The 17,646-nt window shown below is 72.1% G+C and carries 17 protein-coding genes and 2 pseudogenes; 10 read left to right on the top strand and 9 right to left on the bottom strand.

Annotated elements, in window-relative coordinates; genetic code table 11:
* The first annotated feature begins 14 nt into the window (after positions 1–14).
* Positions 15–362 carry an ArsR/SmtB family transcription factor gene (locus QC385_RS01450; protein ID WP_279539383.1) on the top strand — a complete coding sequence of 116 codons (348 nt, stop codon included), beginning with the start codon at positions 15–17 and terminating at the stop codon, positions 360–362.
* Here QC385_RS01450 and QC385_RS01445 read toward each other — a convergent pair.
* Positions 359–1,702: an FAD-dependent oxidoreductase gene (locus tag QC385_RS01445; protein WP_279539382.1), complete on the bottom strand. Its 1,344-nt coding sequence runs from the start codon at positions 1,700–1,702 to the stop codon at positions 359–361. The two genes, QC385_RS01450 and QC385_RS01445, sit on opposite strands and share 4 nt — an antisense overlap.
* 208 nt (positions 1,703–1,910) lie before the next feature.
* On the opposite strand from QC385_RS01445, the gene QC385_RS01440 reads away from it, so the two are divergent.
* Positions 1,911–2,375: a DUF6214 family protein gene (locus QC385_RS01440; protein ID WP_279539381.1), complete on the top strand. Its 465-nt coding sequence runs from the start codon at positions 1,911–1,913 to the stop codon at positions 2,373–2,375.
* A gap of 37 nt (positions 2,376–2,412) precedes the next feature.
* Here the strand turns inward: QC385_RS01440 and QC385_RS01435 are convergent, their stop codons facing one another.
* A complete protein-coding gene (locus QC385_RS01435; protein ID WP_279539380.1) occupies positions 2,413–3,066 on the bottom strand; it encodes a DUF305 domain-containing protein in 654 nt (217 codons plus the stop codon).
* 190 nt (positions 3,067–3,256) lie between these two features.
* Between QC385_RS01435 and QC385_RS01430 the strand changes: the two genes are divergently transcribed.
* A complete protein-coding gene (locus QC385_RS01430) occupies positions 3,257–4,759 on the top strand; it encodes an LVIVD repeat-containing protein (RefSeq protein ID WP_279539379.1) in 1,503 nt (500 codons plus the stop codon).
* On the opposite strand, the gene QC385_RS01425 is transcribed toward QC385_RS01430, so the two are convergent.
* The 5 genes from QC385_RS01425 to QC385_RS01405 all read right to left on the bottom strand — a co-directional run bounded on the left by QC385_RS01425 (position 4,747) and on the right by QC385_RS01405 (position 8,725).
* Positions 4,747–5,433, bottom strand: a complete 687-nt coding sequence (locus QC385_RS01425; protein WP_279539378.1) for a TetR/AcrR family transcriptional regulator — start codon at positions 5,431–5,433, stop codon at positions 4,747–4,749. The two genes, QC385_RS01430 and QC385_RS01425, sit on opposite strands and share 13 nt — an antisense overlap.
* Before the next feature lie 155 nt (positions 5,434–5,588).
* The gene (locus tag QC385_RS01420; RefSeq protein ID WP_279539377.1) at positions 5,589–6,278 is read right to left on the bottom strand and encodes an HAD family hydrolase; all 690 of its coding nucleotides are present in this window, start codon (positions 6,276–6,278) and stop codon (positions 5,589–5,591) included.
* A gap of 9 nt (positions 6,279–6,287) precedes the next feature.
* The gene (locus tag QC385_RS01415) at positions 6,288–6,980 is read right to left on the bottom strand and encodes a phosphatase PAP2 family protein (protein ID WP_279539376.1); all 693 of its coding nucleotides are present in this window, start codon (positions 6,978–6,980) and stop codon (positions 6,288–6,290) included.
* Positions 6,981–7,128: 148 nt separating this feature from the next.
* Entirely contained in the window at positions 7,129–8,064 is a 936-nt protein-coding gene (locus QC385_RS01410; protein WP_279539375.1) for a M56 family metallopeptidase, read from the bottom strand.
* 100 nt (positions 8,065–8,164) lie between these two features.
* Positions 8,165–8,725: a DUF5134 domain-containing protein gene (locus QC385_RS01405; protein WP_279539374.1), complete on the bottom strand. Its 561-nt coding sequence runs from the start codon at positions 8,723–8,725 to the stop codon at positions 8,165–8,167.
* A gap of 175 nt (positions 8,726–8,900) precedes the next feature.
* On the opposite strand from QC385_RS01405, the gene QC385_RS01400 reads away from it, so the two are divergent.
* Both QC385_RS01400 and QC385_RS01395 read left to right on the top strand, forming a co-directional pair.
* Positions 8,901–10,565 carry an FUSC family protein gene (locus QC385_RS01400; RefSeq protein WP_279539373.1) on the top strand — a complete coding sequence of 555 codons (1,665 nt, stop codon included), beginning with the start codon at positions 8,901–8,903 and terminating at the stop codon, positions 10,563–10,565.
* 185 nt (positions 10,566–10,750) lie between these two features.
* Positions 10,751–11,368 carry a MarR family winged helix-turn-helix transcriptional regulator gene (locus QC385_RS01395; RefSeq protein WP_443032830.1) on the top strand — a complete coding sequence of 206 codons (618 nt, stop codon included), beginning with the start codon at positions 10,751–10,753 and terminating at the stop codon, positions 11,366–11,368.
* A gap of 32 nt (positions 11,369–11,400) precedes the next feature.
* Here the strand turns inward: QC385_RS01395 and QC385_RS01390 are convergent, their stop codons facing one another.
* A complete protein-coding gene (locus tag QC385_RS01390) occupies positions 11,401–12,162 on the bottom strand; it encodes a VOC family protein (protein ID WP_279539371.1) in 762 nt (253 codons plus the stop codon).
* A 177-nt stretch (positions 12,163–12,339) separates the two neighbouring features.
* On the opposite strand from QC385_RS01390, the pseudogene QC385_RS01385 reads away from it, so the two are divergent.
* A pseudogene (locus tag QC385_RS01385) lies at positions 12,340–13,253 on the top strand (N-acetyltransferase).
* Positions 13,254–13,255: 2 nt separating this feature from the next.
* Here QC385_RS01385 and QC385_RS01380 read toward each other — a convergent pair.
* The gene (locus tag QC385_RS01380) at positions 13,256–13,648 is read right to left on the bottom strand and encodes a VOC family protein (protein WP_279539370.1); all 393 of its coding nucleotides are present in this window, start codon (positions 13,646–13,648) and stop codon (positions 13,256–13,258) included.
* A gap of 70 nt (positions 13,649–13,718) precedes the next feature.
* Here QC385_RS01380 and QC385_RS01375 point away from each other — a divergent pair, with 70 nt between their 5' ends.
* The 4 genes and pseudogenes from QC385_RS01375 to QC385_RS01360 all read left to right on the top strand — a co-directional run bounded on the left by QC385_RS01375 (position 13,719) and on the right by QC385_RS01360 (position 17,645).
* On the top strand, positions 13,719–14,258 hold the full coding sequence (locus tag QC385_RS01375) for a GNAT family N-acetyltransferase (RefSeq protein ID WP_279539369.1): 540 nt from the start codon (positions 13,719–13,721) through the stop codon (positions 14,256–14,258).
* A 199-nt stretch (positions 14,259–14,457) separates the two neighbouring features.
* Positions 14,458–15,023: pseudogene (locus QC385_RS01370) on the top strand (IS5 family transposase); the annotation flags it as partial.
* Positions 15,000–15,242: a hypothetical protein gene (locus QC385_RS44170; RefSeq protein WP_443032833.1), complete on the top strand. Its 243-nt coding sequence runs from the start codon at positions 15,000–15,002 to the stop codon at positions 15,240–15,242. The pseudogene QC385_RS01370 and the gene QC385_RS44170, both read left to right, overlap by 24 nt.
* Before the next feature lie 102 nt (positions 15,243–15,344).
* Positions 15,345–17,645: an FdhF/YdeP family oxidoreductase gene (locus tag QC385_RS01360; RefSeq protein ID WP_279539368.1), complete on the top strand. Its 2,301-nt coding sequence runs from the start codon at positions 15,345–15,347 to the stop codon at positions 17,643–17,645.
* The last annotated feature ends 1 nt before the right edge of the window (position 17,646 follow it).

Here is a 17,646-nt window from a genome sequence, read left to right as displayed (position 1 = left end):
AAAGTGGAGCCGCCGTGACCTCTCCCGCCGTCAGCAGTCGCGACCTGCCGCATCCCGTGCGCGACGAGATCCGGCTGGAAGGTGTGCTGCACGCGCTCTCCGACCCGATGCGGCTGCGGATCGTGCGGGAACTCGCCGCGGCCAGCGGGGAGTTGTCCTGTTCGCACTTCGACCTGCCCGTCACGAAGTCCACGACCACGCATCACTTCCGGGTGCTGCGCGAGAGTGGGGTGATCCGGCAGGTGTACCGGGGGACGGCCAAGATGAACGGGCTGCGGCGGGGCGATCTGGACGAGCTGTTCCCGGGGCTCATGGATGCCCTGCTCGATGCCGCGGGCCGGCAGGCTGTCAGTGGAGGCTAGAGCGCGTCACCGTGCGCGGCGGTCATGAGGGACTGCCAGTCGGGGAGCTTCACCACGTTCCTGCCGAGCGACGCTCCCAGCACTGCCTCCGCCTGCTCGATCGACTGCCAGCCCGTCCACTCGACCGGGTCGGCCCCCTCGGCGCGCAGTGCCGTGACCGGGTCCTCCGCGACGTTCTTCCGGGCGAGGGCCGGGGCGTCTTCGAGCAGGGACATCGCCGTCTCCTTCGCGCATGGGCGGTTCGAGCCGATGACGCCTGTCGGGCCCCGCTTGATCCAGCCGGCCACGTATTCGCCGGGTGTGACGACGCCCTCGCGCAGGACACGCCCGGCCAGATTCGGCACCGTGCCGCTGTCCGGGTCGAAGGGCAGCCCTTCCAGCGGCACTCCGCGATAGCCCACCGAACGCAGCACCAGCTGTGCCTCGACGTCCTCGAACCGGCCCGTGCCCGTCACGCCGCCGTGCCCCTCCGGTGCCGTCCGCTCGAAGCGCACCGCGCCCACGTGGCCCTGCTCGGCGAGCAGGGCGGCCGGGCGGAGGAAGAAGCGCAGGCGGATCCGGCGCGGGGCGCCGCTCGGCGGAGTCTCGGACCAGCCGCGCAGCACCTCCACGTTGCGGCGCTGCGCGGCGGGCAGTGCGGACGGGTCGGTGTACCCGGGGTCCAGGGCCAGCTCCGCCGGGTCCACGATGACGTCGGTCTCCGGCAGGGTGCCCAGTTCGCGGAGCTCCTTGGTGGTGAAGCGGGCCTGGGACGGGCCGCGCCGGCCCACCATGTGGATCTCCGTCACCCGGCTCGCCGCCAGTGTCGTCAGGGCCGCCTGTGGCATGTCGGTCGGGCTGAGCTCGGCCAGGCCGCGCGCCAGCATCCGGGTGACGTCCACGGCGACGTTCCCCACGCCGATCACCACGGCAGACCGGGCGTCCCGCAGGAACCCGGCGTCCACGGCATCCGGGTGGGCGCTGTACCAGGACACGAACTGCGTCGCCGACCAGCTGCCCGGCAGGTCCTCCCCGGGGACGCCCAGATGCCGGTCGGTCGCGGCGCCCACGCAGTACACCACCGCGTGGTAGAGCTCCCGCAGCCGGGCGACCGGCACCCCGCCGGGGCCGGCCTGGACGCCTCCGACGAACCGGACCCGGTCGTGCTCCAGGATGGTGCGCAGGTTGTTCTGGAGCGACTTGATCTTCTCGTGGTCCGGAGCCACGCCGTACCGGACCAGGCCGTACGGGCACGGCAGCCGGTCCAGGACGTCGACGCGCACCTCGGGGTCCTGCTGGACGAGGCTCTGGGCGGTGTAGCACCCGCTCGGCCCGGAGCCTACGACGGCGACTCGCAGCACGGCGGAACTCCTTACCCGGGGATCCCGAGGGATCGCTGGAGGCGCTGATGTCTCCAGCATCGCACCGGCCGGGCTCCGCTGACAGGGTGCCGTGCTCCGCTCGGGGTGCGTGTCCGATCTATAGGGAATGTGATCATTCGGTTACGTTCTGTGTGTGCTGGAAGCATCCTTTCTTAATCTTTCTGATCGCTCTCCGGCGGACAGCGCGGTGTCCGTGCGGCCCGCGTGGGAGGTGCGGGAGAACGACGACGCCATGCGGTGGTTCGACGTCCGGCTGGCCTTCACGGACGGCGCCCGCGTCGACGCGCTGGCCGTCGTGGCCGGGGGACGCGTCGGCGTCGAGGACGTACGCGCGCAGCCCGCGCTGTCCGCCGACGATCTCGCGGTGCTCGCCGACTGGATCGAGGACTCGCTGGCCGAGGCGTGCTGCGCCGGTGCCGGGACGGCTCCGGGAGGCGGCGGAGGCCAGGGGCGGCGGGCCCGGCCGGCCTGGCCGTGCGGTGCGGAAGGGCGGCGGCTGGTGGCGCAGGAGTACCGCGCGGCACAGCGGGACGGTGCCGATCCCGTCCTCGCCGTGATGTGCGCGACCGGACACAGCCGCCGCACATCCCTCAGACTCATCGGCCAGGCCCGGGACGCCGGACTCCTGACCCCGCGTCGCGCCGGGCGCTGAGGGGTCCGGCCCGGCGTTCGACCGGGACCGGAACCCGCTAGAGCATGTCCCGCATGCGCGAGATCTCGCTCGTCTGCTGGGCGATCACCTCGTCGGCCATCTCCTCGATCCGGATGTTGTTGCCCTGCCCCTTCACGTCCGCGGCCATGGTGACCGCGCCCTGGTGATGGGTCGTCATCAGCGTCAGGAAGAGCTGATCGAACGCCTTTCCGTCCGCCGCGCGGAGCTCCTTCAGCTGTGCCTCGGTCGCCATCCCGGGCATCGTGGCGTGTTCGTGCCGCTCGGCCTCCAGCGGCTTCCCGTGCGATTTCAGCCAGCCCTTCATGGCCTCGATCTCCGGCTTCTGGGCGGCGGCGATCCGTGCGGCGATCCCTTTCACCTTCGCGGACTCGGCGCGCTCCGGGGCGAGTTCGGTCATCACGAGGGCCTGGGCGTGGTGCTCGATCATCATGCGGGCATAGGAGACATCCGCCGAGTTGGGGGAGTCGTTCTCCGCGTGCCGGTCGGCGGCTTCCTCGGCGGACAGGGTGCGGTTCGCCTCGCCGGGCTTGCCCGGGGCGATCACGGCGGGTCCGTCCGCGGCGGCCGGCTCACGGTCCGGACCGGAGTCGCAACCCCCGGCCGTGAGCGCGGCCAGGGCGGCCAGCCCCGTCATGACGACGGACGTGCGAGACGCGCGGCGGAAGGGCACAACAACCTCCTGTGGCAGGCGTGCTGGTGGACACCAGGCGATACCTACGGCCATTCGGGCATGCTCGCGGGTCATTGACCGAGCGACTTCCTTAAGATCCTGTTGCCGCCTTTTGGTATGTGCATGACGAGGACGATACTGCGTGGTGCGTGAACCGTTCCAACAGCGAACGGAACCAGGGAGGAAAACAGTGATCCTGTTCAACGACCCCAGAACACGCCGCAGACGCCTGGGAGCCGGCGCGATCGCCGGCGGAGTGCTGGCCGCGCTCCTCGTGGCGGCGCCGGCAGGGGCCACCCCCGACCCGGGTGACGTCCCGCCCAAGCCGAAGGAGGTCTCCAAGAGCGCGCAGGCCGAGGCGCGCGAGGCCATCGAGAACGGCGAGATACCCGGCCAGGACCAGATCGCCCACTCCGCGAACATCGAGCACGTAGCCAACGTCCCCAAGGACGTGCTGCCCGGCACCAACTCGGACCTGGCCTTCCAGGGCAGGTACGCTTTCGCCGGCAACTACGACGGCTTCCGCGTCTTCGACATCAGCAACCCGAGGTCACCGAAGACGGTCGCCCAGGTGCTGTGCCCGGGCTCCCAGAACGACATCTCCGTCTCCGGCAACCTGCTGTTCCTGTCCACCGACTCCTCACGCAGTGACAGCAGTTGCAGCAGCACCACGCAGCCGGCGACCGAGAAGTCCTCGTGGGAGGGCATGAAGGTCTTCGACATCAGCGACAAGCGGAACCCGAGGTACGTCGCCGCCGTCGAGACCGCGTGCGGCTCGCACACCCACACGCTGGTGCCCGAGCGGCGGAACGTCTACGTGTACGTCTCCTCGTACTCGCCGAACGCCACGTACCCGGACTGCCGGCCGCCGCACGACGGCATCTCCGTCATCAAGGTGCCGCGCAACGCTCCCGAGAAGGCGGCGGTCGTGGGCTTCCCGGTGCTGTTCCCCGGCGAGGGCCCGGACGGCGGCGGCAACCCGGGCGGGCCCACCAACCCGGGCGTGTCCAAGACCACCGGCTGCCACGACATCACCGTGCTGCCCTCGGCGGACCTGGCCGCGGGCGCCTGTATGGGGGACGGCATCCTGTTCTCCGTCAAGGACCCTGAGCACCCGAAGGTCATCGACCGAGTGCAGGACAACGTCAACTTCGCCTTCTGGCACTCGGCGACCTTCAACCAGAAGGCGAACAAGGTGGTGTTCACCGACGAGCTGGGCGGCGGCCCCGCGCCCACCTGCAACGTGGCGACCGGCCCGAACCGCGGTGCCGACGGCATCTACGACATCGTCGGCAAGGGCGACAAGCGCAAACTCGTCTTCCGCAGCTACTTCAAGATCTCCCGCCACCAGGCGGACACCGAGAACTGCGTGGCCCACAACGGCTCGCTGATCCCGGTGAAGGGCAGGGACCTGATGGTCCAGGCCTGGTACCAGGGCGGTGTCTCGGTCTGGGACTTCACCGACTCGTCGAAGCCCACGGAGATCGCCTACTTCGAACGCGGCCCGGCGAGCACCGAGCAACTGACCTTCGGCGGTTCCTGGTCGGCGTACTACTACAACGGCTACATCTACTCGAACGACATCACCAAGGGCTTCGACGTCCTGAAGATCAAGGACCGGCGCACGGACCCGGCACGGTGGGTCCACCTGCGTGAGTTCAACGTGCAGACTCAGCCGGACTACTTCGGCTGAGCCCGCGGGTCGCACTCCGGTGCGGCCCCGGTCGCGAAGAACCGCGACAGATCCCTGTCACCCCTCCCGCCGGAGGCTCCGGTCTCCGGCGGGACACCCAGCTCCCAGTCGAGCCGGTAGCGCTTGAACAACTCGGCCCGCAGTACCGGGACGGGCATCGGCACCCCCGGCACCAGGGCCGCGTACACGGCCCCCATCAGCAGGGCCCGCAGCATCGGATAGTCGCTGTCGACGTCCCGCGAGCCGTGCCGGGCGACGGTGTCCCGCAGCAGTTCGGCCAGGCGCCGCTGTTCCGGGCAGGACACGAAGCCCTCGGCCTGCAACAGCCCGGCCATGTGCTGGCGCATCAGCACGGGCCGGTCCCCGGCCAGGCTCAGGACCGCGTCGATGGCCCGCGCCATCCGCTCCCGGCCGTCCTCGGTGCGCGGCTCGCGCTCCAGCGCCTCCTCCAGTGTGCGGTGCATCAGCCGGTGCACGGCGGACTGCACGAGCTGGCGCTTGCCCGGGAAGTAGTACGAGACCAGCCCGCGGGCCGAGCCCGCCCGGTCGGCGATGTCCCCGAGCGTCGTGGCCTCGAAGCCGCGCTCGCCGACCAGTTCGACCGCCGCTTGGAGAAGCCGCTCCTTGGAACGCCTCCGCAACTCTTCATTGACCGAGGCGCTGCGCGGGGACATGCTGAAACTCCTGCGTTGACTGGCTGCCAGCCAACTATACTCGGGGACATCCGGCCAGGACCGCGCGGTCATGGCCGGGGATGCCGTCTGCCTCGGGCGACACGGGGGATCGTCCGAGGCGGGCGAGCAGATGACCACGTGACCTGGTGGTGACCTCAGCTCACCAGGTCCAGGACCGGCCGCAGCCCGTCCGGCCGGTCGGTCACCGGCAGGTGGTCCACGAAGTGCACCCCGCATCCCAGGGCGGTGGCCCCGCCGTCCGCCCTGCGGTCGTCGCCGACCATGAGCGTCCGGCGCGGGTCGGCGCCGAGCGCCTCGCAGGCGGTGGCGAACAGCCGCGGGTCGGGCTTCTGGATGCCGTGCTCGTACGACAGGACGTACACGTCGACGTAGCGGTCCAGGCCGTGCTCGCGGAACACCGGGCGCAGGTCCCAGCCGATGTTGCTGACCACCCCTACGGGCACGCCCCGCTCCCGCAGGGTGCGGAGCACCTCTACGGCGTCCGGGTACGGGGTCCATGCCGCGGGTGTCATATGGCGGTCGTACAGCGCGTCGTGCAACGCCGGGTCGGGCAGCGTGACCTGGCGGGAGAGGCCGGTGTAGGCGGCCCGGTGCAGTGCGGCGCTCTGATCCCGGATCAGCCAGGAGCCGGCGAGTTCGGCCGGCACCCGTGCGGGAGCACCACCGCCGGGCAGCGCCCCCGCCTCCTCCAGCGCACGTACGGCGGCGGTCAACTCCGCCTCGGTGAAGAGGACTCCCGCGTCGGCGACGACGCCGCGCAGCCAGGACTCGGTGGACTCGACGCGGAACAGCGTTCCGGAGAAGTCGAACAGCACAGCGGTCATGGGGCGATCCTACGAGGCGCTGTCCGGGTGGGTGCGCGGCTGCCGGTGCTCGTGCGTCCACACGGCCAGGGCCACCACGGTCGCGCCCAGCAGCCAGCCACCCACCACGTCCGACGGCCAGTGGACGCCCAGCCAGACACGGGTCAGCCCGACGCCGACCACGGACACGACGGCCACGGTCACGGCCGTACGCCACACGGCACGGCCCACGCCGTGCCGGCGCAGGAGCCACAGGAAAAGGCCGCACACGACCGTGGCGGTCATGGCGTGGCCGGATGGGAAGGCCGCGTAGTGGGCCGAGTCGACGGGGTCGGGCCAGACCGGGCGAGGGCGGTCCACCAGCGCCTTGAGGGCCTGCTGGAACAGCGTGCCCAGCGTGACCGCCAGCGCCAGCCACACCGCCGTCCAGCGCGCCGCCAAGCGCACCACCAGCCACACCACCACGACCGCGCACAGCAGTCGCATCGTCCACGGGTCCCACACCCAGTCCGTGAGGATGCGGCACGCCTGGGTGACGCCGGATTCCTCGACCGCCCAGCGGTGGGCGGTGGCGGAGATGTCTCCGTCCGCGCTGATCAACGGACTCCATCTCGCCGCGACGAGGGTCAGCAGCAGAACGGAGCACAGCGCCAGGACGCCGGCCGACCGGGCGGCGGTGCGGTGCTGCGGGCGGGGCGGGGAGTCGACGGACGGGGCGTTCATGATGCGATCCTCGCCGAACCGGGGCCTCCGGATCCAGTACGGCGACGATCTTCGGGCACCGAACCGCATACTTCGGCCACCCTGACGCCCCTCCAGCGCCCACGCAATCGGCAGGGACGCCACCGGCGCCCCAGGTCATGGGCCTCGGCTATCCCAGCGCCCGCAGCCCCGGCCCGAACGCCACCAGCACCGGCACCACGGGCACCAGCGCGGCCGCCGCCGTCAGCCGCAGCCGGCGTACCGGGGGCAGACGGTCCGGGGGAGTGAGCAGCCGGTGCACCCGTGCCGGGACATGCGCCTGCGGGGTCGGGCAGGGGCCGAACACACCGCGGTGCTCGTTGAGTTCGACCAGGGCCAGGGCCGTGGTCAGGCGGCCGAAGCGGCGGGACGCGGTGTCGTCGGCGGCGAGTTCGACCAGGCGGTGCATCTCGTCGCGGAAGGCGGCGAACACCGGTACCTGCGGAAAGCCGCCCGCCAGTGCGGAGGAGCTGTTCAGCAGCCAGTCGTGCCGGGCCCGCGCGTGTCCCTGCTCGTGGGCGAGCACGGCGTCCAGCTGCCGGCCCTTCAGCCGGCGCAACGCGGCCGTGGTGACGACCAGTTGCGGCGGAGTGCCGGGCTGCCACCAGGCGTCGGGCCGCTCGCTCTCCAGGACGACGAGCCGACCGGACACGGCCACCTCGCCCGGCATCAGCGGCGCCCTGACCAGCAGATCGGCACGCCGACGGCGGCCCCGGGCGCGTGCCCCGCCGATCTCGCGGACCAGCATCGCCGCGCTCCACAGCCCGCCGCCGGCCAGCGCCACGGCGGTGACCGCCGCCCAGGGGCCCGCCGTACCGAGGGCGTAGGCCTCGGCGACCGGGCCCGGCGCCGTCGCGAAGACGGGCCCGCCGACCGCGTGCCAGGCCGCCGCCGCGCTGAGCGTCATCGCCAGCGCACAGCACACGAGCACGGCCGCCACCACGCACTGCCACACCCACAGCGCCACCACCGGCTCACGATCCGGCCAGTCCGCACGGGCGAGCAGCCGGGGAGCGACCACTGCGATCAGGGCGCCGAGCAGCAACAGTGCCGCGGGGAGCATCATGAGGCGCAGCCTATGAGTGACCCGCCGCTCAGGGGTACGACTTGTGGCGCCGAAGTGACGCAGGCAACGGATCCGTACGGGCGTACCGGGACGGTCCCGCTCACAGCGTCAGCAGCATCGCCACCGTCGAGATCCCCATGGACAGCCGGCAGGCCCGCGCCAGCTCCGGCCGGTCACCCCACCCGGCGGCCCCGCCGCCCCCGGTCCCGCTTCCCACCACGGCGGCCACCGGCACCAGACGGACGCCGGTCAGCAACACGTATCCGGCGAAGTAGAGCAGCAGCGCACCCGTCAGGAGGGGGACCCCCGATCCCCCCTGTCCGTGCGCGTGTGCGGGAGCGCCGGCCATGACGACGGACATGTAGACCATGGCCCCGGCCCCCACCAGGTGGTGGAGGTGGTGCACGCCGGCCCGCGCCGCCCACAGCGCGGGGAGCGCGGCCGCCCCGAACACCACCGCGTACACGGGCCAGGCCCATGAGGGCGGAGTGAACACCGCCGCCGGCACGGCCATCGCGGCCATCCCGAAGCCCATCAGCGCCTCGCCGCCCGCGGCGCCGCGCTCCTCCCCGGCACCGCTGCGCATCCGCACCAGGCAGTAGGCGCCGGTCACCGCGCAGAGCGCCACCAGCAGCCAGCCGGACGAAGCCGGTCCGTGCACGCGCACCTCCCCGCTCGACGGTCGGTCAGCTCGGCAGTCGGTCCATCGATGCCCGGGCCATGCGGCGCGCACGCGAGCGCAAGGGTGTATACGGGGAGCATCCGGCGGAGCACACAGGTGAGGGCTAGGCGAGGGAAATTCTTTACGGGTAAAACACCTGTTAATCTTATGCCCCATGAGCAGTGCGCCCCCCGCCTCCGCCAACCCGCCCGCCCGGCGTTTCCCGCTGGCGGGCGTGCTGCGCGTCGGCCGCCCCTCGGACATCTGGTTCAAGCCCGCGCTGAGCGTGGTCGCGGCGATCGCTCCGCCCGCTCTCATCCTGCTGGCGCTCGGCCGGCTCGACCTGGCGATGTACACGATGGCCGGATCCCTGTGCGCGCTGTACGCCCACAACCGGCCGTACGCGGCCCGTGCCGGGGTCCTGGTGTGGGTGGTGCTCGGCATGCTCGGCGGGCTCGCCGTCGCCCTGGTCGCGGCCTCGCTCACCGGCAGTGCCGTCGTGCTGGTCACCGTCGGCGCTCTGCTGGCCGCCGTCCAGAAGATGCTGTGCGACGCCACCCGGGTCGGGCCGCCCGGCAACGTGGTCCTCACCTTCGTCAGCTCCGCATCCCTGTTCGCGCCGCAGACCCTCGCCCAGGTCCCCGGCCATCTGGCGCTGGCCGCCACGACGGGTGTCTGGGCCTGGCTGGTCTGCATGGCGCCGGCGCTGGTCCGCCCGCACGGCCCGGAGCGGCGCGCCACCGCCGCCGCGCTGAGGGCCGCCGCCGCGTACGCCGGGACGGGCGGCACCGGTGAGGGCCATGCCCGGGCCCGGGCCGCCGGCTACGCCGCCGTGCAGGCCGCATGGCAGGCGCTGCTGTCCGCCGGTGCCCGTTCCCGCACCCGCCGCGCGCTCGAACGGCTCGTCGTCCGTGCCGAGGTGGCCCTCGCCGCGCCGACGGAGGCGGACGCCGGCCGTCTGCGGACGTGGGCGGGCGCGCTGCGCGGCACCGGGCCCGTCCCGCAGACCGGGCTGCCGCGGGCGGCCGCCGACGAACTGCTCGGTGTGGACGCCTCCCGTGGTCTCTGGGCGCGGCTGGGCCCGCTGACCCCGCTCGCGGTACGCACCGCGCTCGGCTGCGCGCTCGCCGGCTACGCCTCCCTGGCCCTCGGCGTCGGCCGCCCCTACTGGGCCCTGGTCACCGCCGCCTCGCTCTACCAGGCGAACATCGCCCTGACCTGGAGCCGGGCCGTCCAGCGCGTCGTGGGCAACGTCGTCGGAGTGCTCGTCTTCGCGGCCGTCGCACCGCTCGCGCACCTGGGCCAGGCGGCCCTCGTGCTGTGCTGCCTCGCCTTCAGCTTCGGCGCCGAGCTGCTGATCAGCCGCAACTACTGGCTCGGCAGCGTCTGTGTGACGCCCATGGCGCTGCTCATCACCGAGTTCGCCGGGTACCAGAAGCCGGGTGAGCTGATGACGGAGCGGGTCGTGGACACGGTCGTCGGGGCCCTGGTCGGCTTCGTCGCCGCCGTGGCCGTCACCAACCGGCGTGCGGGCGGCCGCGTCGAGCAGGCCCTGACCGCCGCCGACCGGGCCCGCGAGCGCGTCGCCCGCCTCCTGGCCGAGCGGGACGCCGACGCCGCCGCCCTGGCCGCCGCCGGCCGTGGACTCGCCGTCGCCCTGGCCGAGCTGCGCGCCACCGCCGACGCCGCGGCCGGCGAATGGTGGCAGCGTGCCCTGCCCCAGGAGCGGGTCGTACTGGCCGAGCAGTCCGGACACCGTACGCTCGCCGCGGCGGCACGACGCCAGGGGCTGCTCCCGGACCGGGGCACGGACACAGAGACGGAGGACGCACGGCCATGACGGCGACGGATGGACCATCGGCCGACGGGGGCGGGCCAGGCGGCGGCCCGGAGCCGGGGACCGGGGCCGACCCGGGGGCCGACCCGGGGGCGGGCCCGAGGCCGGTGGCCGGAGGAGAGCCGGTGGGGGACAGCCGGGTGGCTGAAGGGGGCCCGGGTGGCGAAGCCCCTGCGCCTGGAGGGGCTCTGCCCGGTGAGGCCCCTGCGCCTGGAGGCGGTCTGGCCGGTGATGCCCCCGCGGCCGGATGGGATCCGGACGGTGATGCCCCGGCCGTCGATGGGGACTTCGGCGGCCGTCGGCGGGGCGATACCGTCGCCGCCGTCGTCCGGCAGTGGCAGGCCGTGCACCCCGGGCTCGACACCGGACCGATGGAGATCATCGGGCGGATCAACCGTTGCGCCGCCCTCCTCCAGCAGGCCGAGGACGCACCCCTGCGCAGGGCGGGGCTCAGCCGTCCCGAGTTCGATCTGCTCGGCGCGCTGCGCCGCACCGGGCACGAGCTGACGCCCGGGGAGCTGGCCCGGGAGACCTTCTCCTCGGGCGCCGCCGTCACCAAGCGCCTCAAGCAGCTGACCGAACGCGGTCTCGTCGAACGCCGCGGCGACACCCGCGACCGGCGTGTCGTCCATCTCCGCCTCACCGACGCCGGACGTGAACTCGTCGACGGCATCCTGCCCGCCCAGCTCACCTACGAGACCGCCGTCCTGTCCGGCCTGGACGGCCCCGAGCAGGGTGAACTGGCCGCCCTGCTCGGTGAGTTGCTCAGCCAGCTGGAGGGCCGCCTGGGCGCGCTGCGGAGCTGAACCGTCCACCGGCGGGGCCGGCCGGCATGACCTCAACCCCAGTCGCCCGCCCGGTACACACCGAACATCGCCCCCTGCGGATCACGCAGCACCGCGATGCGCGGTCCGTCGGGTACGGACGTGGGGACCATGAGGACGTCGCCGTGCGCCTGGACGACGGCGGTCGTGGCGTCCACGTCCGCCACGGCGAAGTACGGCAGCCAGTGCGGCGGGACCTCGGGCGGGAACTTGTCGTCCATCGTCACCATGCCGCCGAAGTCCGCCCCGTCGACGCTCCACTGCGTGTAGCGCTCCGAGGCGTTGACGGTCCAGCCGAACACCCGCCTGTAGAAGGCCACGGCCTGTTCGGGATCCCGGGTGTACAGCTCCGCCCAGCCCAGCGAACCGGGCGCGTTGAACAGCCCGGCGCCCGGGAAGGTCCCCGCCTGCCACATCTGGAACACGGCACCGCCCGGATCGGCGGCCACCAGGAACCGGCCCGCGTCGAACACGTCGGCCGGGCCGAACAGCACCGTCCCGCCCGCCTCGGTCACCGCACGGGCGGTGGCGTCCGCGTCGGTGACGGCGAACGACACGTTCCAGGCGACCGGCTGCGAAGGCTGGTACAGCGGGGTGAGCGCGGCGACGGCCGCGTCCCCGAGGTGCGCGATGGTGTAGCCGCCCGCCTCCTGACGCGGGTCCGTCTCGGGCCGCCAGCCGAACAGTCTGGTGTAGAACCGCTGGGCCGCCTCCAGATCGGCGGTCCCCAGCTCGGTCCAGCAGGGCCCGCCGGTCACCGGTGCGTCGAGCTTCATGGCGTTCCTTCCGCTGGCAGTCCCGGGCATGAGCCTCTCCAGCACGCTAGGCCGCGGTCCGCCCTCCCCGCCATCCGGGGAAACCCACTGGTGTGCCGCACCGGCCCCGGCATACCCTCGGTCCGTACCGCACCGCGTGGCGGCCTCCAGCTCCTTCACCCCACCCGGAGGTTCCCCATGCCCGCGCTCGAGGTGCGCCCCTTCCGCCGAGCCGACCGCGACCAGCTCACCGACCTGGTCAACATGCACGTGGCGGCCGTCGTCCCCGGAGTCTCGGTCTCGGTCAACACCGTCCTCAGCGACCTGGAGCGGCAGCCCGGCGAGTTCATCACCGACCCGTGGGTGGCCGAGCGGACGACACTCGTCGCCGAGCAGCGCGAGTACGTCGTCGCCGCGGCCCATCTGCTGCGCTACCGCGCCGACGCCGAGGTCGGCGCGTCCTACCGGGACGCCGCCGAGATCAACTGGCTCGTGTGCCGTCCGGCGGCGTCCTTCTGGCCGGACGCCGACCAGGCCGCGGACCTGCTGATGTGGGCGTGCCTGGCACAGTTCGCCCGCTGGAACGTCCGCGTCCGGTACGCCGACGGCGCGTTGCCCGCCCCCCTCGTCTACGGACTGCCCCGCAACTGGCCGCACATCCGGGCCGCGTACGAACGCGCGGGCTTCCGGCACGTCGGGGACACCGAGGTCATCCTGATCGCCCGGGTGGCCGACCTGCCGGAGCCCGAGCCCCGGCCGGGCGTCACGGTCGAGCGCACGCTGGGGGAGTGCGGCACCCGCTTCACGGCCCGTTCCGGCACCGGCGCCCTCGGGTTCGTCGAGACCGACACGGCCCTGGCCCGCCCGGAACGGCACGCCCGGGCCGCCGCCCTGGCCGACATCGGCAACCTGCGCATCGACCCGCCCAGTACGGCACGGGCCTGGAGCACTGGCTGCTCGGCCACGCCGGCGACTGGCTCCGCCTGTGCGGCGTGGACCGCCTCGTCGCCTACGGATCCGCCGCGGACAGCACCATGCTCGGGCACCTGACGGGCGCGGGCTTTCGCGAACTGACCCGTACCGACCGGGGCTGGGAGCACCGCCCCCGGTGATCTCAGATGCCCGGCCGGTAGCGCATCGGGTGGTCCGCCGGGACCTCCACCAGCACGATCGGCGTCCCGTCCGGATCCGCGATCCACATCTCGACCAGCCCCCAGGGCTCTTTCACCGGCGGCCGGACGATCTCCACGCCTTTCGCCCGCAGCTCGTCGTGCGCCGCCGCAGCGTCGGCGACCTGGAGCCACAGCCGCGTGGCCGGCGCCGGCGGGATCTCGGACCGGCCCGAGACCTCCAGGAAGCCCCCGCCGAGGAAGTAGACCGTCCCGCGTTCCGGCCCCGTACCGAACTCCCGGTACACGGCGAGCCCGAGCTGTTCGCCGTAGAAGGCACGGGACCGCTCGGGGTCGGTGGGGCGGAGCAGAATCCGGCTGCTGAGTACATGCACCATGCACCGGAGGTTAGTCGTGGAGTTACTCTCGTCCCTGCCCGCGCGCCCCACGAAACGGAGACCTACGCCCATGGACACCGCCGCCACCGGACTGACCTTCCGCGATGCCACGGACGCCGACGTGGACGAGCTGGTCGCGCTGATCGAATCGGCGTACCGGGGTGACGCGAGCCGGGCCGGGTGGACCACCGAGGCGGAGATCCTCCAGGGGCAGCGGACCGATCCGGAGGGTGTGCTGGCCGTCATCAAGGCGCCCGACGGCCGGCTGCTGACGGTGGAGCGGGAGGGGCGGATCGTCGCCTGCTGCCAGATCGAGCACCGGGGGGAACACGCCTACTTCGGGATGTTCGCGGTCAGCCCCCGGCTCCAGGGCGAGGGCCTCGGCAAGGTGATCCTCACGGAGGCGGAGCGGCAGGCCCGTGAGACATGGGGTGTGACGGAGATGCACATGACCGTGATCTCCGTACGCGACGACCTCATCGCCTGGTACGAGCGCCGCGGCTACCGGCGTACGGGACGGATGACCCCCTTCCCGTACGGCGACGAGCGCTTCGGCGTGCCGCAGCGCGACGACCTGGAGTTCGAGCTGCTGGTCAAGGAGCTGGCCTAGGGCGTGTCCGCAAAGTCCCGCCTGCCCCGCGACGCCCGGCACGCCCTCTCGCCGCACCGGGCGAACACCCACGTACAACCAGTACGCGGGCGTCCGCCCGGCACGCCGAGAGCACGCACCGGACGCCGCGAGGCCCGCCCTCCGGGCGGACGACGGGACTTTGCGGACACCCCCTAGGGGGTGTCTTGCCGATCATCCGATCGTTGGATCGGTCGTGAGGGATGGGGAAGTATCTGAGGCCGCGTGGGCGGTGATTGAGCCGTTGCTGCCGCCGGTGGGCCGTGCCCGGGGCAGGTGGCGGGATCACCGTCAGGTCATGGATGGCATCGTGTTCAAGTTCCGTACGGGTGTGCCCTGGAGGGATCTGCCGGAGCGGTTCGGTCCGTGGCAGACGGTGCACGGGCGGTTCGCCCGCTGGGCGGCCGACGGCACCTTCGGCAGGATCCTGGCGGCGGTCCAGACAAGGGCGGAGGTGGACTGGCTGGTCGCGCTGGACTCCACGATCGTCCGGGCCCATCAGCACGCCGCTGCCAAAGGGGGCTCGAGGAGCGCGGGCTCGGACGCTCCCGCGGTGGGCTGACGAGCAAGATCCATCTGGCCTGCGACGGGCGGGGCCGCCCGCTGGCTTTCACGGTCACGGCCGGCACACGCAACGACTGCACCCAAGCCGAAGCCGTCATCGACGCGATCCGCGTCGCCCGCCCCGGGCCGGGACGCCCTCGTCGGCGGCCTGAACGGGTCGTGGCCGACAAGGGCTACTCGGCCCGCTCCTTCCACGCGGCAGGCATCGACAAGCGGCCCGTCGACGGCCCGGTCGCCGTCATCGCCCCCGGCCCCAAGGGCACCGGCGCGGTCGGTCTCGTCGGAGACCGGGTCTACGACGTGAAGCACCACGGCGGTTCCGACCAGGCCGCCCGTCCATGGCGGCCGGCGACTTCGTCGACGTCAGGTGAGGGTGCCGGACCTGGCTGCGGTTTGCCCTGAAGACTGGCTGTTCTGACGGCCGGGAATTGCTCGGGGAGGCGACGGCTGCGGTCGACTTTGCTCTCGCATACGATAGTCCACGTATAGGGCAAAGAGGCAGTCATGGCTGAGAAACCGATCAACCCGTCCGTATCGGATGTGACCTCTTCAGGACCCGAGAAGGCCAGCGTCGGAATTCACGGCATCACCGAATCCGCGCGGTATTCCATGGCCGAAATGGGGCCGAAGCGGAGTCTGCAGACGCTGTTGAAGGTGAACCACGTCGACGGTTTCGACTGTCCGAGCTGTGCGTGGGGCGACCCCGGTCCCGACCACCGGAAGATCGCGGAGTTCTGCGAGAACGGCGCGAAGGCCGTCGCCTGGGAGGCCACGCGCAAACGCGTCGACGCGGCGTTCTTCGCCGAGCACTCCGTCGCTGACCTGCGGGAGCGGGACGGTCACTGGCTGGAGTCGCAGGGCCGGCTGGCCCAGCCGATGCACCTCGCCCCCGGCGCGACGCACTACGCGCCCATCTCGTGGGAGGACGCGCTCGCGCTCACCGCCGATCGCCTGCTCGGCCTCGCCGATCCGAACCGTGCCGTCTTCTACACCAGCGGCCGGACGAGCAATGAGGCCGCCTTCCTCTACCAGTTGCTGGCGCGCAGGCTCGGCACGAACAATCTGCCCGACTGCTCGAACATGTGCCACGAGTCGAGCGGCGAGGCCCTGAGCGCGACCATCGGCGTCGGAAAAGGTCTCATCACGATCTCCGACATCACCGATTACGCGGACTTGATCATCATCGTGGGCCAGAACCCCGGCACCTGCCACCCCCGCATGCTCAGCGCGCTCGAACAGGCCAAGCGGCGCGGCGCCCGCATCATCGCAGCCAACCCGCTCCCCGAAGCCGGGTTCGGCCGCTATCACAACCCACAGACCGCGCGCGGCCTGATCGGCCCGGGCACGCAGCTCGCCGACCGCTGGCTCCCGGTGCGCATCAACGGCGATCTGGCCCTTTTCGCGGGCCTGAACCGTACCCTGGTCGACCGGGAGGACTCCCAGCCGGGCTCCGTGCTCGACCACCACTTCATCGACCGGTACTGCGACGGATTCGAAGCGGCCGCAACGGCATGGCGTGCCCTGGACTGGTCGCAGATCGAGACGATGGCCGGCCTGCCCCGCCGCCTGATCGAGGACTGCGCGGCCGACGTGCTCGCCGCGGACAGCGTCATCGTCTGCTGGGCGATGGGCCTCACTCAGCACCGCAACGCCGTGGCAACCATCCGCGAGATCGTCAACTTCCTCCTGTTGCGCGGCAATATCGGTCGCCCCGGTGCCGGACCCGCCCCGATCCGCGGGCACAGCAACGTCCAGGGCGACCGCAGCATGGGCATCTGGGAGAGGATGCCGCAACCGTTCCTGGACAGGCTCCGCGACGAGTTCGGGTTCGATCCGCCCCGTGCCCACGGCCTGGACACCGTCGGCTCGATCAAGGCCATGCGCGACGGTGAGGTCGACGTGTTCATGGGCCTCGGCGGCAACTTCGCCGCGGCCACGCCGGACACGCAGGTCACGGAGACCGCGCTGGCCAACTGCGCCCTCACCGTCCATGTCGCGACCAAGCTGAACCGGTCCCATCTGTGCCACGGCACCGAGGCGTTGCTTCTGCCCTGCCTCGGCCGCACCGAGCGCGACCGGCAGGTCTCGGGTGAGCAGTTCGTGACGGTCGAGGACACGATGGCCATGGTGCACTCGTCGCACGGACGACTCCTTCCGGGATCACCGCACCTGCGCAGCGAGGTCGCGATCGTCGCCGACCTCGGGCACGCTCTCTTCGGCGACGACCTCGGCTGGCGCGGCATGCGCGACGACTACGCCGTGATCCGCCGCCACATCGAGCACGTCTGCCCCGGATTCCACGCATACGAGGAGCGCGTCCGGCAGCCCGGCGGCTTCATGCTCCCCCGTGCACCGCGCGACTCCCGCACCTTTCCCACGTCGACCGGCAAGGCGCAGTTCACGGTCAACCCACCGACCGCGCCCGAAGTTCCGCCGGGACACCTGCTGCTGACGACGGTACGGTCGCACGACCAGTTCAACACCACCGTCTACGGCCTCGACGACCGTTACCGCGGCATCAAGGGAGGACGGCGGGTCGTCTTCCTCAACCGGAAGGACCTCCGCGACCTCCACCTCCACGACGGCGACCTGGTCGATCTGATCAGCGTCAACCCGGACGGTGAACGCCGCGCCCCCGGCTTCCGCGCCGTCCGCTATCCGACGCCGCGCGGCTGCGCCGCCGCCTACTACCCGGAGACGAACGTGCTGGTCGCCCTGGACTCCACGGCCGAGACCAGTAACACGCCGGTGACCAAATCCATCGTGATCCGCATCGAACCCTCCCACGGGGGAGCTTCGGTGTGAC

The organism is Streptomyces sp. DH10 (assembly GCF_029813805.1).
Taxonomy (GTDB): domain Bacteria; phylum Actinomycetota; class Actinomycetes; order Streptomycetales; family Streptomycetaceae; genus Streptomyces; species Streptomyces coeruleofuscus.
This window is presented reverse-complemented; position numbering and strand designations above follow the sequence as displayed.

Bases quoted from the DNA above. Each gene is read 5' to 3' on its own strand.
- QC385_RS01425 (WP_279539378.1), bottom strand. From the start codon at position 5,433: ATGTCCCCGCGCAGCGCCTCGGTCAATGAAGAGTTGCGGAGGCGTTCC.
- QC385_RS01420 (WP_279539377.1), bottom strand. From the start codon at position 6,278: ATGACCGCTGTGCTGTTCGACTTCTCCGGAACGCTGTTCCGCGTCGAG.
- QC385_RS01415 (WP_279539376.1), bottom strand. From the start codon at position 6,980: ATGAACGCCCCGTCCGTCGACTCCCCGCCCCGCCCGCAGCACCGCACC.
- QC385_RS01410 (WP_279539375.1), bottom strand. From the start codon at position 8,064: ATGATGCTCCCCGCGGCACTGTTGCTGCTCGGCGCCCTGATCGCAGTG.
- QC385_RS01400 (WP_279539373.1), top strand. From the start codon at position 8,901: ATGAGCAGTGCGCCCCCCGCCTCCGCCAACCCGCCCGCCCGGCGTTTC.
- QC385_RS01390 (WP_279539371.1), bottom strand. From the start codon at position 12,162: ATGAAGCTCGACGCACCGGTGACCGGCGGGCCCTGCTGGACCGAGCTG.
- QC385_RS01380 (WP_279539370.1), bottom strand. From the start codon at position 13,648: ATGGTGCATGTACTCAGCAGCCGGATTCTGCTCCGCCCCACCGACCCC.
- QC385_RS01375 (WP_279539369.1), top strand. From the start codon at position 13,719: ATGGACACCGCCGCCACCGGACTGACCTTCCGCGATGCCACGGACGCC.
- QC385_RS01360 (WP_279539368.1), top strand. From the start codon at position 15,345: ATGGCTGAGAAACCGATCAACCCGTCCGTATCGGATGTGACCTCTTCA.